Origin of the sequence: Rhizobium sp. BK456 (genome assembly GCF_014194045.1) — a bacterium.
GTDB classification, from domain to species: domain Bacteria; phylum Pseudomonadota; class Alphaproteobacteria; order Rhizobiales; family Rhizobiaceae; genus Rhizobium; species Rhizobium redzepovicii.
This window is the reverse complement of sequence record NZ_JACIAO010000005.1, coordinates 322,172-336,809: the sequence shown is the minus strand read 5'-3', so window position 1 is coordinate 336,809 and position 14,638 is coordinate 322,172. Positions and strand designations below refer to the sequence as shown.

The following is a 14,638-nucleotide window of genomic DNA, read 5'->3' as shown; positions in this document are numbered from 1 at the left end:
CGAAACGCTGGTGAGGGATTGAGAGGATGCGGCATATCCCCTTCGCCCCGTTTACGGGGGTCCGAAGGACGGGTCGAGACCCGCGGCTCGACCCCGGTCGGTGGCGGCAGCCGGATGAGGGGCAGGCGGCCGTCTCCAGACGAATCTTATCCATGAAGGCTGGCAGCCATGCCCGTCAACACAACCGCCATGCTTGTGGCCCGGCCCGTTTGAGGTGCGCGACATGACCAGAACCATTTTTGTGCTCAACGGACCGAATCTCAACCTGCTGGGGGAGCGCGAGCCCGCGATCTATGGCTCGACGACGCTGGCCGATATCAGGGACAGGTGCCTGGCAAAGGCTGAGAGCCTCGGCTTTGCCGTCGACTTCCGCCAGACCAATTTCGAGGGCGAGCTTGTGGAAAGCGTGCATCAGGCCCGCAAAGAAGCCTGCGGCATCATCATCAATCCGGCCGGCTATACCTTCACCTCGATCGCCCTTCTCGATGCGCTGAAGATGTTCGATCCGCCGAAGATCGAGCTGCACATCTCGAATGTTCATGCGCGCGAAAGCATCTACCACAATTCGCTGATCTCGCGCGTCGCCACCGCCATCATGATCGGCTTCGGCGCCCGCGGTTATGAGCTTGCCATCGAAGCAATGGCCGACATGGCGGGAGCAGCGAAAGCATGAATTACAAGCTGGATTTCACCCCTGTCATCGATGGGCTGCCGAGCCTTCTGCTCGGCTGTCTCGGGACCTTCCTGCTTGCCATTTGCGGAATGCTGCTGGCGATCGTCATCGGGATCGGCGGGGTTGCCCTGCGCGATTCCGCGCTCAAACCCTTGCGGTGGCTGGTCATCGCCTTCGTCGAACTGATCCGCAACACGCCGTTCCTGGTGCAGATCTTCTTCATCTATTTCGCGCTTCCGCTCACCGGCATCCGGCTGGATCCGACGCCGACGGCGATCATCGCGCTCGGCATCAACGGCGGCGCCTACGCGATCGAGATCATTCGCGGCGGCGTCCAATCGATCCCGAAGGGGCAGATGGAAGCCGGCCTGGCGCTTGGCCTGCACAAGGCGCAGGTCTTCCGGCTGATCATCCTCAAGCCGGCATTGCGGGCGATCTATCCGTCGCTGACCAGCCAGTTCGTGCTGTTGACGCTGACCACCAGCATCGCCTCGGCGATCTCGGCCTATGAGCTGACCTCCGTTTCCCAGCGCATCGAATCGGAGAGCTTCCGGAGCTTCGAGGTCTACTTCACGGTCACGCTTTTCTATTTCGTGATTTCCTGGGTGATGATGCGCCTATTTGCGGCGTTTTCCGCCCGCTACTTCAAATATCCCGTCAAGTAGGAGGATTCCATGGGTCACGACGAGTTCGTCTTCCTCCTGATCGGTCTGAAATGGACCGTGCTTCTTTCCGCCGTCGGCTTTGTCTGCGGCTGCATTGCCGGGCTCGGCGTCGCTCTCGCCCGCGTCTCGGGCAACCCGCTCTTGGAACGCCTGACCGCCGGCTATATCGCCGTCTTCCAGGGAACACCGCTTCTGATGCAGCTTTTCGTGGTCTATTACGGCCTGGCCCTGCTCGGGCTGATGCTCGATGCCTGGGTGGCCGTCGCGATCGGCCTGACGCTGCATGCCAGCGCCTATCTCGGCGAGATCTGGCGCGGATCGATCGAAGCGGTTCCGCGCGGCCAGACGGAAGCGGCAAAGGCGCTCAGCCTCAGATACGTCTCCCGCATGAGGGATGTCATCCTGCCGCAGGCGCTGCGCATCTCGCTGCCTGCGACGATAGGCTTCCTGGTGCAGCTGATCAAAGGCACTTCGCTTGCCTCGATCGTCGGCTTCACCGAGCTGACGCGGGCCGGCAACATCATCTCCAACCAGATTTTCCAACCGCTGACGGTCTTCGGCGTCGTCGGCATCCTGTACTTCCTGATGTGCTGCCCGCTGACGATCCTTGGCGCGCACCTCGAGCGAAAGTTTGCCGCTTCCGCGCGCTGATCCGCATCCCCTTGTTCTTCGATGCGGCCTTGCCCGCCAATTGTGGAGTTCTACCGATGACCAGCCCCATTCCCGCCCAGGCCGCGGAAACCATGATCGCCATGGCGCAGGTGGAAAAGTGGTACGGCTCGTTTCAAGCCCTTCACGACATCAACATGACGGTGCGCAGCGGCGAGAGGATCGTCCTGTGCGGGCCTTCCGGCAGCGGAAAATCGACGCTCATCCGCTGTATCAACCATCTCGAGACCTACCAGAAGGGCGAGATCCGGGTTGGCGGCATCGTTCTCAGCGACCAGGCCAAGACCATCGACGCCATCCGCCGGGAGGTCGGCATGGTCTTCCAGCAGTTCAATCTGTTTCCGCATCTGACCGTGCTGCAGAACTGCATGCTGGCGCCGATGAAGGCGATCGGCGTCGGCAGGGCGGAGGCCGAGGACCGGGCGCGCGGGCTGCTTGAGCGGGTCAAGATCCTGGAACAGGCCGACAAATATCCGGTCCAGCTCTCGGGAGGCCAGCAGCAGCGCGTCGCCATCGCGCGCGCGCTCTGCATGCGGCCGAAAGTGATGCTGTTCGATGAGCCGAACTCGGCGCTCGACCCGGAGATGGTCAAGGAGGTGCTGGATACGATGATCGCGCTGGCCGACGAGGGCATGACGATGATCTGCGTCACCCACGAGATGGGCTTTGCCCGCCAGGTCGCCGATCGGGTGATCTTTATGGCGAGCGGCGCGATCGTCGAGGAAGCCCCGCCCACCGAATTCTTCACAAACCCACGGCACGAGCGAACCAGAAAGTTTCTCGGAGAAATCCTGCGGAAATAAGCCGTTTCAAGGCCGACACCTCGTCAAATTCTGGAGCCGATGATGAAGCCATTGAAGATTGCAGTCATGGGAGCCGGCCTGATCGGCAGACGCCATGCCGAGCGCGTGATCTCCGAGCCCGGAACGCTTCTCTCCGCCTTGATCGATCCGTCCCCAGTCGGTCGCGATTTCGCCGGCAATGCCGGCATCCAATGGTACCCGTCGTTCCAGGACATCGGCCCCGAGGACAGGCCCGACGGCGTCATCGTGGCAACGCCGAACCAGCTTCACGTCGAGAATGCGATGGAGATTATCGCCGCCGGCATTCCCGTCCTCATCGAAAAACCGATCGCCGACGACGTCGACGCTGCCGCAGCGCTCGTGATCGCCGGCGAAAGCGCAGGGATACCGCTCCTCGTCGGTCATCATCGTCGCCACAACCCGATGATCCAGGTGGCCAAACAGATCGTCGACAGCGGCAGGCTTGGGCGGATCGTCACGGTGCACGGCACCTTCTGGGTCGCCAAGCCGGACGACTATTTCGACATCCCCTGGCGGCGGGAAGCCGGCGCCGGCCCGATCTTCGTCAACCTGATCCATGATGTCGACCTGTTCCGATTTCTGTTCGGTGAGGTCGAGGCCGTGCATGCGATGGAATCGCACGCCGTGCGCCACCACGCCGTCGAGGATACATCAGTCGTCGCATTGCGGTTCGCAAACGGCGTTCTCGCCACGCTGACCGGCAGCGATGCGGTGGCCGCACCCTGGAGCTGGGAGGCGACGACGGGCGAGAATCCTGCATTTCCCCGCTATGCCGGACATTGCTACCAGATCGGCGGCACGAAGGGTTCGCTCGGCATTCCCGATCTGACGCTTTGGACAGCGACGGCGAAACCGGATTGGCTGGAGCCGCTTGCCGAAGAGCGCGTGGCTTACGAAGCCGCCGATCCGCTTTGCCGTCAGCTCAGCCATTTTTGCGATGTCATTCGCGGCGAAGCAGCACCTCTCGTGAGCGGGCGGGAGGGCCTTGCCACCCTCAGGGTCGTCGAAGCGATCAAGAGATCGGCGCGCTCGGGGCAGATGATCCACCTCTCTGACGCCGGCGCCTGTGCCGATCCCCAGAAAGTCTAGCCACATGATCACCGGGACGACCAAACTCATCGCCCACCTCGGCTACCCCACCGAGTCCTTCAAGGCGCCTCTGATCTACAATCCCTATTTCGAGAAGAACGGCATCGATGCGGTCGTCGTGCCGATGGGCTGCAGGCCGGAAGACTATCCGGCGTTCCTGAAGCTTGTCTTCCGGCTCTCCAATATTCACGGCGCGCTCATCACCATGCCGCACAAGATTGCGACGATGGCACTGCTCGACGAAGCCTCGACCAACGCCAAAGTCGCGGGCTCGTGCAATGCGGTGCGTCTCGATCCGAACGGCAGGCTGATCGGCGACATGTTCGATGGCGAGGGCTTTGTGCGGGGAGTTCTGCGCAAGGGCAAAAAAGTCGAGGGGGCAAATGCGCTGGTCGTCGGCGCCGGCGGCGTCGGCTCGGCGATCGCGGCATCCCTAGCGAAGGCGGGCGTCGCCCATCTGGCGATCGTCGACGCCAACGAGGCGACCGCGGCGGCGCTGCTCGACCGGTTGAAGACATATTACCCCCACCTCCACGTCACGATCGGCTCTCTCGACCCGACGGGCTTCGACATCGTCGTCAACGCGACACCGCTTGGAATGCGGCGGGGTGACCCACTGCCGATCGATGTCGACCGCATCTCCCCATCGACCTTCGTCGGCGAGGTGGTGTTGAGCAAGGAGATCACCCCTTTCCTCGAGGCGGCCCGGGCGCGCGGTTGCACCTTTCAGGTCGGCACGGATATGCTGTTCGAACAAATCCCCGCCTATCTTGAATTCTTCGAATTCCCGACAACGACGGCCGACAATCTGCGGGCCATCGCCAAGCTCGGTTGATGCCCGTTTCGCGCGGCTTTAGGCAGTTCCGAGCCGCTTGATATTGCCTGTCAGTTCCCCCGCCAGCCGCAGCGAAGCGGCGGTCGCCATCGTCATTTGCGGCAGCAGCAGCCATTCGAGCGTCCAGGCGGCACCCGAGCGTTCCTGTTCATGGACGAGGGACTGGTGGATGCCCGACAGCGCAGTGGCGTTGAAGCGGGCGAGCGCGACCAGGGTTTCGGCGGCGACCGGGTTCTGCTTGTGCGCCATCGCCGACGAGGTGCCGCCGCCTGCGATTTCGATTTCGCCGCCGGCCTGGGCAAGCAGAGCGATATCCTGGCCGATCTTGCCGAGGCTGCCGGAGATCGAGACAAACAGGCCGGCGATATCAGCGATCGGCAGACGCCCGCTCTGCCATTGCCTGCAATCGGTCAGGCCAAGTTCCTGGGCGAGCGCGGCGCGGATGGCCGGGCCTTGCGGTCCGAGCTTGTCGAGGGTGCCGGCGGCGCCGCCGAACTGGACGGGGAAGCTCTGCTCGGTCAGCCGGTCGCGATAGATCTCCAATGGCGCGCGCCACGCAGTGAGGCGGTCGCTGACGGAAATCGGGATGGCTGACTGCATGCGGGTATGACCCATCAGCCGGTTGCGGCCGAACCGGCGATCGAGCTCATCGAGCCCGGCGACGATGGCGGAAAGCCGGCCGGCAAACAGGAAGACCACCGCCTTCAAGCGGATCATCAGGCTGGTGTCGATCACATCCTGGCTGGTGGCGCCGAGATGCAGGCTTTTGGCCGCTTCCTCGCCGACTTTGGCGCGCAGCTGCTTGATAAGCTCTGGAACGACGACGCCGTCCCTTGCCGTTGCCGCACGCAGACGATGCAGATCGGCGGAGAAGGCGGCGCAGATTTCGGCGATCCGCCTTGCGGCTTCGGCGGGGATCAGGCCATGCGCGGCTTCGGCCCTCGCCAACGCAGCCTCGATGAAGAGCATGGCACGGATGTCGGCCTCGGCGGAGAAATAGGGCGCGATTTCATCGTCGCCGAGCAGGCCGGAGAGGAAGGGGTGGTCGAAGGGCGATGCGGTCATGGGTTGCTCGTTCGTGGTCGTGGCCCCCTCATCCGGCTGCCGCCACCTTCTCCCCGAGGGGAGAAGGGATTTGGAGGCAGCGCTGGCGCCTATGGGCTGTCATCTCGTATGGCACATCCCCTCTCCCCTCGGGGAGAGGGAAGGGTGAGGGGGCTACGGGCGCCGGGCTCTCCGTACAAGCCGCTGGCCAGCCCCTCAAATATCCAAAAACACCGTCTCGTTGGCACCCTGCAGATAGATGTCGAAATGGCAGGTGGCGCCGTCGCGGGTGGCGATCACGGTGGCGACCCGCTCGCGATGTTCGATGCGCTGAAGCAGCGGGTCGGCGGCGTTGGCTTCCGTCTCCTCCGGGAAGTACATGCGCGTATGCAGGCCGATATTGATGCCGCGGGCGACGATCCAAAAGGTGATGTGCGGGGCTTGTCTGCGGCCGTCCTTGAAGGGGACGCGGCCGGGCTTGATGGTTTCGAAGCTGTAGACGCCGTCTTCAGCGCGGGTTGGGCAGCGGCCCCAGCCGGTAAAATTGGGATCGGCGGCGCCGCGCATTTCCGAGGGGCTATTATAGAGGCCGGCGCTGTCGGCCTGCCAGATCTCGACGACGGCATCGCGCACCAAGGCGCCGGCGCCGTCGAGAATGCGGCCGGTGACGGTGATGCGTTCGCCGAGCGTCTTGTCGTTGACCATCGCCGTGCCGAGATCGCTGTCGTAGACACCCGTTATGTCGCAGAAATTCGGCGTCAGGCCGATATGGACATAAGGCCCTGCCGTCTGCGACGGGGTTTCCTTGAGATAACCGAGCTGCTGCATGGTCAATTGCCCTCCAGCCTGTTTTCGAACATCGTCGAGCGGCGGCCGCGCAGCACGATATCGAATTTATAGGCGCGTGAATCCATCGGGATGGTGTTGCCCCAGTCGAGCGGCGCGATCAGCTGTTCGATCGCTGCCTTGTCGGGGATGGTGCCGACGATCGGACATTTCCAGATCATCGGATCGCCCTCGAAATACATCTGGGTGATCAGGCGCTGGGCAAAGCCGTGGCCGAAAACCGAGAAGTGAATATGCGCCGGGCGCCAGTCGTTGATCCCATTCGGCCAGGGATAGGCGCCGGGCCGCACCGTGCGGAAATGGTAGCGGCCTTCCTCATCGGTGACGGCACGGCCGCAGCCGCCGAAATTCGGATCGATCGCCGCCAGATAGCTTTCCTTCTTGTGGCGGTAGCGCCCGCCGGCATTGGCCTGCCAGAATTCGACCAAGGCGCCCGCAACCGGCTTGGCGCGCTCGTCGAGCACCCGTCCATGGACGATGATGCGCTCGCCGATGGCGCTTTCGCCGGGCCGCGCATAATTCAGGATCAGGTCGTTGTCGAGCTCACCAATCATCGAATGGCCGAAGACCGGGCCCGTTGTTTCGGAGATCGTGCCGTCGAGCGAGAGCAGCGCGCGCTGGGGCGCGCGCAGCACGGAGGTTTTGTAGCTGGGGGTCAGCGCCGGCGCGTGCCAGGCACGGTCGCGGGCGAAGAAGGCGCCGGTCTCCGGCTTGCGGTTCGGTAGTTCGGACATTTCTCCCCCTCAGGCCGCCTTTTCGGCGTCCATTTGTGCAAAGGTCTGTTTGGCGATCTTGATCGCATGATTGGCGGCGGGAACGCCGGCATAGATCGCCACATGCAAGAGCGCCTCGCAGACATCCTCGCGGCTCGCACCTGTGTTGGCGGTGGCGCGCACATGCATGGCGACCTCGTCGTCCTGGCCGAGAGCAGCGAGCAGGGCGATGGTCACGATCGAGCGCTCGCGCTTGCTCAGCGCCGGCCGCGACCAGACATGGCCCCAGGCGGCTTCGGTGATCAGCTCCTGGAAGGGGCGGTCGAATTCGGTCGCCGCAGCGGCGGCGCGGTCGACATGGGCGTCGCCGAGCACGGCGCGGCGGGTCGCCATGCCCTGCCGGTAGCGCTCGGAGGAGGCGGTCTCGTTCATCGGTTGGCTTCTCCAGGCGCAAGAGTTGTCAGGAAGGCGCGGATGATCGCCGTCAGCGCTTCCGGCTGCTCGACGCAGGGAATGTGGGCGCAGTCTGGAATGACCTCGTAGCGGGCACCGGGGATCAGCTTCGCTGTGGAAAGCACGAGATCGGGCGGCGTCGAGCCGTCCTGGTCGCCGACGATGCAGATCGTCGGCACTGCGATCCTCTTGGCCGCTTCGGTGAAATCGGCATCGCGGATCGCTTCGCAGGCGGCGATATAACCTTCGACCGGCTGGCGCGTCAGCATGTTGCAATAGCCTGAATAGGCGGTGTTTTCGGGCCGGCGGAAGGCAGGCGTGAACCAGCGCTCCATGATGGCGTCGACGATGCTGCCGATGCCGTTTTTCTCGACCGCGGCGATGCGGGCATTCCAGCTTTCCGCCGTGCCGATCTTGTGGGCGGTGTCGCTGAGGATGAGGGCGCCGACGAGATCCGGCCGGCGCTGATAGAGCGACTGGGCGATGAGGCCGCCGACGGAGAGGCCCAAGATGACGGCGTCCTTGACCGAAAGCAGATCGAGCAGGCCGGCGAGATCGGTCGCATGATCCTCGATCGACGAGGGGAGCTGGCCGACATCGGAAAGCCCGTGGCCGCGCTTGTCGTAAAGCAGGATGGCGTAATCCCCGGCAAGCCGCACGACGACATCGCGCCAGATGCGGAAATCCGTGCCGAGCGAATTGACAAAGACGATCACCGGCCGGTCGGCGGGCGCGCCGATGACCTGATAGTGGATCGTTACGTCGTTTATGCGGGCGAACTGCACGTCAATCTCCTCAATTCAGCCGGGGCGGCCCCTCATCCGGCTGCCGCCACCTTCTCCCCGCCAGCGGGGAGAAGGAGATATGCCGCACCGTCTCCGTCAACCTCAACGCCACGTTTGGCACGTCCCCTCGCCCCGCTTGCGGGGAGAGGGTTAGGGTGAGGGGCATTGGCGCCCTCCGTCATGCTCGGGTTTGACCCGAGCATCCACGCGACACCCACCGGCAGCCGCGGCATGGATCCTCGGGTCAAGCCCGAGGATGACGGAGGGCGGGGGTCGCTTCTCGCCAAGCTCGCCTTTGAAGCCCATCCAACTGCACACACTCCTAATCGCAAAACTGACCGGTTGATCAGGTTAAGTAAAATGATATTTATAGGCCTTTCAATAACCCTGGAGTTATGTGAACGATGATCGACAGCCGCGTCAAGTTTCGCCACCTGCAGACCTTTGTCGAGGTGGCGCGGCAGAAGAGCGTCATGAAGGCGGCCGAATTGCTGCATGTCAGCCAGCCGGCGGTGACGAAGACGATCCGTGAGCTGGAGCAGGCGCTGGGTGTCGACGTCTTCGAACGTGACGGCCGCGGCATCAAGATTACCCGCTACGGCGAGGTCTTTCTGCGGCACGCCGGGGCGGCGCTGACGGCTTTGCGCCAGGGTCTCGATTCCGTCTCGCAGGAGCAATTCGCCGACGCGCCGCCGATCCGGATCGGCGCCCTGCCGACAGTGTCGTCGCGCATCATGCCGCGGGCGATGGAACTCTTCCTCAAAGAGCGGACCTGGAGCCGGGTAAAGATCGTCACCGGCGAGAACGCCGTGCTGCTGGAGCAGCTTCGTGTCGGCGATCTCGACATCGTCGTCGGCCGTCTGGCGGGGGCCGAGAAGATGGCGGGCTTTTCCTTCGAGCATCTTTATTCCGAGCAGGTGGTGTTTGCCGTGCGCGCCGGCCATCCGCTGCTCGACGGCGGCCAATCGCCCTTTGCCGGTTTCGGCGATTACACGGTGCTGATGCCGACGCGGGGGTCGATCATCCGGCCGGTGGTCGAAAATTTCCTCATCGCCAACGGCGTCTCCAGCCTGCCGAACCAGATCGAGACGGTGTCGGATTCCTTCGGCCGAGCCTTCCTGCGCTCAAGCGACGCGATCTGGATCATTTCCAACGGCGTGGTCGCGGATGACGTCGCCGACGGGCGGCTGGCGCTGCTGCCGGTCGATACCAGCGAGACTAGAGGGCCGGTCGGGCTGACGATGCGCGCCGATGCCGTACCGTCGGTGCCGCAATCGATCCTGATGCAGACGGTCCGCGAGGCGGCCGGCGAGCTGTCCTGAGCCTCGGCTCTTTAAATCTGCTTGTGAATTGCCCAGATTTGGACTATGTCTAACTCAAGACAGGAGGCTGTTATGCAGCATGCACGACACAGGGCGCAACGGGAAAGCCTGGAGCCGCAGCGGCTGGAAACCAGCCGGTTTGCGCCGGCGAACCGCAAAAGGCTGAGTGCACCGGCCTTGCGAACCTTCCTGGCGATCGCCGATCTTTGGGGCTTGAGCGAAGAGCAGCGTCTGCTCGCGCTCGGCTACCCCTCCCGGTCGACCTATCACAGCTGGGCCAAGCAGGCGCGTGAGCATGGGGCCTTCACGCTCGATGTCGATACGCTGACCCGGATCTCCGCCGTGCTCGGTATCCATCAGGCGCTCGGCGTGCTGTTTGCCGACGAACGCGCTGGCGTTGCCTGGCTGCGCATGCCGCATCAGGCGCCGGTTTTCGGCGGGTATCCGCCACTCGATATCGTGACCAACGGAACCCAGGACGGGTTGATGACCGTGCGCCGGTTTCTCGATGGCGCAAGAGGCGGTGTCTACATGCAGCCGAATAGGCTTGACGAGGCCTTCACACCTTACGAAGACGCGGACATCGTCTTCCGGTGAGCGCGCGTTTTGCCGAAGCGCCGCGTCCCTCCTACCGGCTCATCCCATCGCAATTTCCGCCGATCGGACTTTTCGATACGGTGACGCGGGCGGCCGATCTCGAAGCCGTAATGGACCTCGTCGGCTGGACCAATGATCGCCTCGTCGCCGATCGCATCCAGCGACTTCCCGAGGATGAATGGGTTTACGGCACGCCGAATGCCAGCATCGTGATGGCGGCGTTCCTGCACGTCGCTCCCGGCGGCATGCGCTTCAACGGCCCCGATCTCGGCGCCTGGTATGCCGCCGATGCTCTGACGACAGCCGCCGCCGAGGTCGGCCATCATTTGAGGCGAGAGGCAGTCGCCCGCAGCGTGGCGACGATGGCGCGCACCTATCGAAGCTATGCGGCCACGCTGATCGGCGCCTATCTCGATATTCGCGGCGAGCAGACATTGCGGCCCCATGTCTATGACGGCGCGAGCTATGCGGCGTCGCAAGTGCTTGGTGAAGAGGTGCGATTGAGTGGCGGCGCCGGCATACTCTATGACAGCGTCCGGCTGAGGGGTGGCGTCAACATCGCCGCGCATCGGCCGCGCAACATTCGCGATGTGCTGCAGGCCGACCACTTCGAAATCACCGTTTTCGCCGCCGACCGGCGCATCGATGTCAGGAAGCTCGCGGCCTAGATCACAACACGCTCCGCCCAGGCCTTTGCCGTCTTCGCCATCGTGGCGAGGTGATCGCCAGCGGAGAAGCCGGAGATTTTCTTGCGCGGCTTCAGGTCGTGGTCGCCGTCCTCGAGCCAGAGGATTTCGATCCGGTCAGAGAGATCGTAGCCCGGCACCTCGTCCCGCGTGCCGAATTCGTCGCGCGTTCCCTGGCAGATCAGCGCGGATGTTGTCAGCCCCTTGAGGTGAGCGGTGCGCAGTTTGGTCGGCTGGCCGGGCGGATGGAAGGGATAGCCGAGGCAGAGCAGGCCGGCGATCTTGCCCCTGCCATGGAGATCGTCGGCGATCATGCTGGCGACCCGGCCGCCCATCGACTTGCCGCCGATGATCAGCGGGCCTCTGACGCCGAGTTCGGCAATCGCTGCTTCATACTCGGGATTGAGCGTTTCGGCCCGCGGCGGCGGCTTGCGGGCTCCGGTACGGCGGGCGGCCATATAGGCGAATTCGAACCTGATTACCCTGAAGCCGACGCGGGCAAGCGCTTCCGCCGCTGCTGTCATCGACGCCGAATCCATCGGCGCGCCGGCGCCATGGGCCAATAGGATGGTGAAGCGCGCATCCTGCGGCCCCTGGAGCAGAAATCTGTCGAGCATCGGCAATCCTCCATAGCGTCATCGGAACCATCTCTACGGCCGTGACTTCTTGCCTGAAAGGAGACAGACAATGTCGACCAATGACGAAAACGTAAAGCCTGAGCAGCGCCGCCCCAAAGATGTCGGCACTGTTCCCGACAAGCCGGAGCCTGCCGATGCAGAATCGCTGGCGCCACCGACGGTGCAGCCGGCTGGGGCGGCCGACAAAAGCGAACGGCCGGTCGTCAACCCCGTAACCGGCGTCGCTTTTTAGGGATCGCAAAATTATGATGCCGATCGGCCCTTGAAACCGCGGCGGAGAGGGCGCATATACCAGCCCTGCCTGAAAAATGGATGCGTGGGTATCGACGTCGTCGAACCCTTTGCTGTCCGACAGGATAAGGGCGCTCCCCGCAAGGGTCGAGCGCCCTTTTTGCTTTTCAGACATGCGTTCGCGGAAGCGTTTGTGTCGATCCGGGCGACCGTGACGAACTCCCACCATACTCTATATAGCACTTCGGAATCCCGAAATTGGTTGGCGCATTGAAATCATTGCCTGTTTTTCCGCAGTGCCTCCGTGAAAAGCCCGGCGGATTTCGGAATCCCGAAGCGGCAGTCCTTCGGGATTCCGAAGTGGGATTTTTTCTTGCCGCCGTTTTTTCGCCGGCGCTGTCGATTTTCGCATCCGCCGATCGTCATCCTAAAGATGTGCTGCAATCGTGCGGCAACAGAAGGAGGAAATGTCATGGATCATCAGCATCTCGTCCCCGCCGCTGTGCTTGCGGCAAAGAACGGCGTCCGCTTTCCCAATGAGAGCCAGGAATATCGCAGCGCCCGCGACGCGCTGCTCGCCGAAGAGATCGAATTGCGCCGCCATATCGAACGTGTGGCCGTCCAGCGCCGGGCGCTGCCGCCGGGCGGCGAGGTGAAGAAAGACTACCGTTTCGAAGGCGTCGACGGGCCGATCGGTTTCAGCGAACTCTTCGCCGACAAGGAAACGCTGGTCGTCTACAGCTATATGTTCGGGCCGCAGCGGGAGCGCCCGTGCCCGATGTGCACCTCGCTGCTGTCGGCCTGGGACGGCGAGGTGCCTGATATGCTGCAGCGCGTCGGGCTTGCCGTCGTCGCCCGCTCGCCGCTCGAACGGCTGCTCGCCTTCAAGAAGGAACGCGGCTGGCATCACCTGCCGCTTTATTCCGACACGACGGATGAATACAGCCGCGACTATCACGCCATCGGCAAAGACGGCAGCGATGACGCCGCTTTCAACGTCTTCACCCGGCGCGACGGCACCATCCGCCATTTCTGGAGCGGAGAGATGGGCGTCGTGACGGCCGACCCCGGCGAGGATCCGCGCGGCGCGCCCGATCTGATGCCGCTCTGGACCGTGCTCGATTCAACGCCGGAAGGCCGGGCGCCGGATTGGTATCCGAAGCTGTCCTATTGAGGTCGTGGGCCGTCAGCCAGTGGAGCGGTTTCTCGACGTTTCGATCCATTCAAGATTGGCGACCGAAGCCTCCGGCAGCGGTGACGGATCGACCTCGTAGACATAGCCGGCGAGCATGTCGGCGGCGCGTTCGGCTGCCGTGATCTTCGCCTCGGTTTCCGCGACCGCCTTGCCAATCGCTTCGATGCGGGCGCGGAACATGTGAGCGAGCACATCGCGGCCGGACTGTTTTTCGAGCCGTTCCAGATGCAGGCCGATGCGCGAGGCGTGGCGTTCCAGCTCGCTCTTGCTGAACCGCGCCTTGCGCAGTTCCTCGGAAAGGCTTTCCTGCATGACGGCGACGGGATCGAAACTTCCGGGCACGCGCTCGTCGAGCACGGCGTCGGTGACGAGCTTTTCGATCATGACGAGCGCCTGCAACTCGGCGGCGTCGGCGAGTTCGACGTCATAGCCGGTATCGTCATAAACCTTGCGGCGGACGGGATCGAGAAGCAGCCCATAGGCTTTCTGCAACTTGTCGAAAGCCTCTGTATCCCCGCCCGAATCGGGGTGGGCGACCTTGGCCAGACGCCGATAGGCGGCCTTCAGCTGCGCTTCGTTCGCATCGCGTTCAACGCCGAGAATATCGTATGGATCCGTCACGCCTGCTCCCCTGCTGCCCCTGGGTATCGCGGGCAGTCTAGGTCTTCTTCTGCATCAGAAAGGCGAAGTTTAGACCGAAAGCAGGAATGACGTCCATGGCCCGAAATAGCAACGGTTCACGCGAATACCCGGGCCGTTTTTCGATTGTCCATTTTTTTCAAGCTGTTGGACCAAGATCAGCCGGCGGCGATCGAAGCGACATAACATGTCGCGTCACCATCGATTTTGAGTTCGGTTCCCGCCGCATCCGTCATCAGCAGCGCGTCACCGACCGCAAGCCTGCCGGTCTCGTCGCCCTGCCGGAACGACAGGCTGCCGCGGTGGCAGAGCAACAAACATGTCGACGCCGTCAGCGGCAGGGTCCTGCCGCCATCGATTTCGAGCCGCACCAGCGTGTGAATAATCCCCGCGCGGCGGGTCATGACATTGAGATCGGTGATGGCGCCGTCCTGGAGGCTGGCCGCGACCGGGATATCCGCCGGGAAGGCGAGGGGATCGCTCGCCGTCGTCAGCAGCGCCGGCGCCCTGCCTTCGATGTCGAGCGTCATGCCGTTGCCGTTAAGGATCGCCAGCGTGCGGTCGATGCCGGGAAAGATCGAGAACGGCCCGTCGGTTGCAACAGTCGCCATGCTGACGCGCCAGTCGAAGCCGGCAAGGCCGGCATCTTCGGGCGAAACGGCGATCTCCACCGTTTCGCCGCCACCGTTTTTCCACGGCATGCGCTTGTGGTCGCCGGCGCGCAGGATCCGCAT

General features: G+C 63.5%; 19 protein-coding genes. 11 read left to right on the top strand and 8 right to left on the bottom strand.

What is annotated here, in order from left to right:
• The first annotated feature begins 223 nt into the window (after positions 1-223).
• Genes FHX03_RS17030 through FHX03_RS17005 form a run of 6 tightly spaced genes read left to right on the top strand, consistent with a single transcriptional unit; the run spans position 224 to position 4,755 of the window.
• Positions 224-673, top strand: a complete 450-nt coding sequence (locus FHX03_RS17030; protein ID WP_097625750.1) for a type II 3-dehydroquinate dehydratase — start codon at positions 224-226, stop codon at positions 671-673.
• The gene (locus tag FHX03_RS17025; protein ID WP_012555312.1) at positions 670-1,338 is read left to right on the top strand and encodes an amino acid ABC transporter permease; all 669 of its coding nucleotides are present in this window, start codon (positions 670-672) and stop codon (positions 1,336-1,338) included. The genes FHX03_RS17030 and FHX03_RS17025 overlap by 4 nt, the downstream gene beginning before the upstream one ends.
• A 9-nt stretch (positions 1,339-1,347) precedes the next feature.
• Positions 1,348-1,989, top strand: a complete 642-nt coding sequence (locus FHX03_RS17020) for an amino acid ABC transporter permease (protein WP_183854677.1) — start codon at positions 1,348-1,350, stop codon at positions 1,987-1,989.
• A 56-nt stretch (positions 1,990-2,045) separates the two neighbouring features.
• Positions 2,046-2,810 carry an amino acid ABC transporter ATP-binding protein gene (locus tag FHX03_RS17015; protein ID WP_281413133.1) on the top strand — a complete coding sequence of 255 codons (765 nt, stop codon included), beginning with the start codon at positions 2,046-2,048 and terminating at the stop codon, positions 2,808-2,810.
• A gap of 42 nt (positions 2,811-2,852) precedes the next feature.
• Positions 2,853-3,920 carry a Gfo/Idh/MocA family protein gene (locus FHX03_RS17010; protein ID WP_183854675.1) on the top strand — a complete coding sequence of 356 codons (1,068 nt, stop codon included), beginning with the start codon at positions 2,853-2,855 and terminating at the stop codon, positions 3,918-3,920.
• Between the two features lie 4 nt (positions 3,921-3,924).
• Positions 3,925-4,755: a shikimate dehydrogenase family protein gene (locus FHX03_RS17005; RefSeq protein WP_183777916.1), complete on the top strand. Its 831-nt coding sequence runs from the start codon at positions 3,925-3,927 to the stop codon at positions 4,753-4,755.
• Positions 4,756-4,773: 18 nt separating this feature from the next.
• Here FHX03_RS17005 and FHX03_RS17000 read toward each other — a convergent pair whose 3' ends face one another.
• From FHX03_RS17000 to pcaD, 5 genes are all read right to left on the bottom strand, one after another.
• A complete protein-coding gene (locus FHX03_RS17000; protein WP_183854673.1) occupies positions 4,774-5,820 on the bottom strand; it encodes a 3-carboxy-cis,cis-muconate cycloisomerase in 1,047 nt (348 codons plus the stop codon).
• A gap of 195 nt (positions 5,821-6,015) precedes the next feature.
• Positions 6,016-6,627, bottom strand: a complete 612-nt coding sequence (pcaG, locus tag FHX03_RS16995) for a protocatechuate 3,4-dioxygenase subunit alpha (RefSeq protein ID WP_097625610.1) — start codon at positions 6,625-6,627, stop codon at positions 6,016-6,018.
• 2 nt (positions 6,628-6,629) lie between these two features.
• The gene (gene pcaH / locus FHX03_RS16990; protein ID WP_183854671.1) at positions 6,630-7,379 is read right to left on the bottom strand and encodes a protocatechuate 3,4-dioxygenase subunit beta; all 750 of its coding nucleotides are present in this window, start codon (positions 7,377-7,379) and stop codon (positions 6,630-6,632) included.
• Positions 7,380-7,388: 9 nt separating this feature from the next.
• Positions 7,389-7,790 carry a 4-carboxymuconolactone decarboxylase gene (gene pcaC, locus FHX03_RS16985; protein ID WP_183777918.1) on the bottom strand — a complete coding sequence of 134 codons (402 nt, stop codon included), beginning with the start codon at positions 7,788-7,790 and terminating at the stop codon, positions 7,389-7,391.
• On the bottom strand, positions 7,787-8,596 hold the full coding sequence (pcaD, locus tag FHX03_RS16980) for a 3-oxoadipate enol-lactonase (protein WP_183854670.1): 810 nt from the start codon (positions 8,594-8,596) through the stop codon (positions 7,787-7,789). Before pcaD ends, pcaC begins: the two co-directional genes overlap by 4 nt.
• A 404-nt stretch (positions 8,597-9,000) precedes the next feature.
• On the opposite strand from pcaD, the gene pcaQ reads away from it, so the two are divergent.
• From pcaQ to FHX03_RS16965, 3 genes are all read left to right on the top strand, one after another.
• The gene (pcaQ, locus tag FHX03_RS16975) at positions 9,001-9,918 is read left to right on the top strand and encodes a pca operon transcription factor PcaQ (protein WP_183777920.1); all 918 of its coding nucleotides are present in this window, start codon (positions 9,001-9,003) and stop codon (positions 9,916-9,918) included.
• A gap of 72 nt (positions 9,919-9,990) precedes the next feature.
• Positions 9,991-10,515, top strand: coding sequence for an MbcA/ParS/Xre antitoxin family protein (locus tag FHX03_RS16970; RefSeq protein ID WP_183854668.1), 525 nt, complete (start codon positions 9,991-9,993; stop codon positions 10,513-10,515).
• Complete coding sequence (locus tag FHX03_RS16965) at positions 10,512-11,183, top strand: RES family NAD+ phosphorylase (RefSeq protein ID WP_183777922.1); 672 nt, start codon at positions 10,512-10,514, stop codon at positions 11,181-11,183. Before FHX03_RS16970 ends, FHX03_RS16965 begins: the two co-directional genes overlap by 4 nt.
• Here the strand turns inward: FHX03_RS16965 and FHX03_RS16960 are convergent.
• Positions 11,180-11,818, bottom strand: a complete 639-nt coding sequence (locus FHX03_RS16960) for an alpha/beta fold hydrolase (protein ID WP_183854666.1) — start codon at positions 11,816-11,818, stop codon at positions 11,180-11,182. The genes FHX03_RS16965 and FHX03_RS16960 overlap by 4 nt on opposite strands.
• A 70-nt stretch (positions 11,819-11,888) precedes the next feature.
• Between FHX03_RS16960 and FHX03_RS16955 the strand changes: the two genes are divergently transcribed.
• Both FHX03_RS16955 and FHX03_RS16950 read left to right on the top strand, forming a co-directional pair.
• Complete coding sequence (locus tag FHX03_RS16955) at positions 11,889-12,071, top strand: hypothetical protein (RefSeq protein WP_183854664.1); 183 nt, start codon at positions 11,889-11,891, stop codon at positions 12,069-12,071.
• A gap of 471 nt (positions 12,072-12,542) precedes the next feature.
• Positions 12,543-13,244, top strand: a complete 702-nt coding sequence (locus FHX03_RS16950) for a DUF899 family protein (protein ID WP_183777925.1) — start codon at positions 12,543-12,545, stop codon at positions 13,242-13,244.
• Positions 13,245-13,256: 12 nt separating this feature from the next.
• Here FHX03_RS16950 and FHX03_RS16945 read toward each other — a convergent pair whose 3' ends face one another.
• Together FHX03_RS16945 and FHX03_RS16940 are read right to left on the bottom strand one after the other, a co-directional pair.
• Positions 13,257-13,886: a J domain-containing protein gene (locus tag FHX03_RS16945; RefSeq protein ID WP_183854662.1), complete on the bottom strand. Its 630-nt coding sequence runs from the start codon at positions 13,884-13,886 to the stop codon at positions 13,257-13,259.
• Between the two features lie 176 nt (positions 13,887-14,062).
• A complete protein-coding gene (locus FHX03_RS16940) occupies positions 14,063-14,638 on the bottom strand; it encodes a HutD family protein (protein WP_183777927.1) in 576 nt (191 codons plus the stop codon).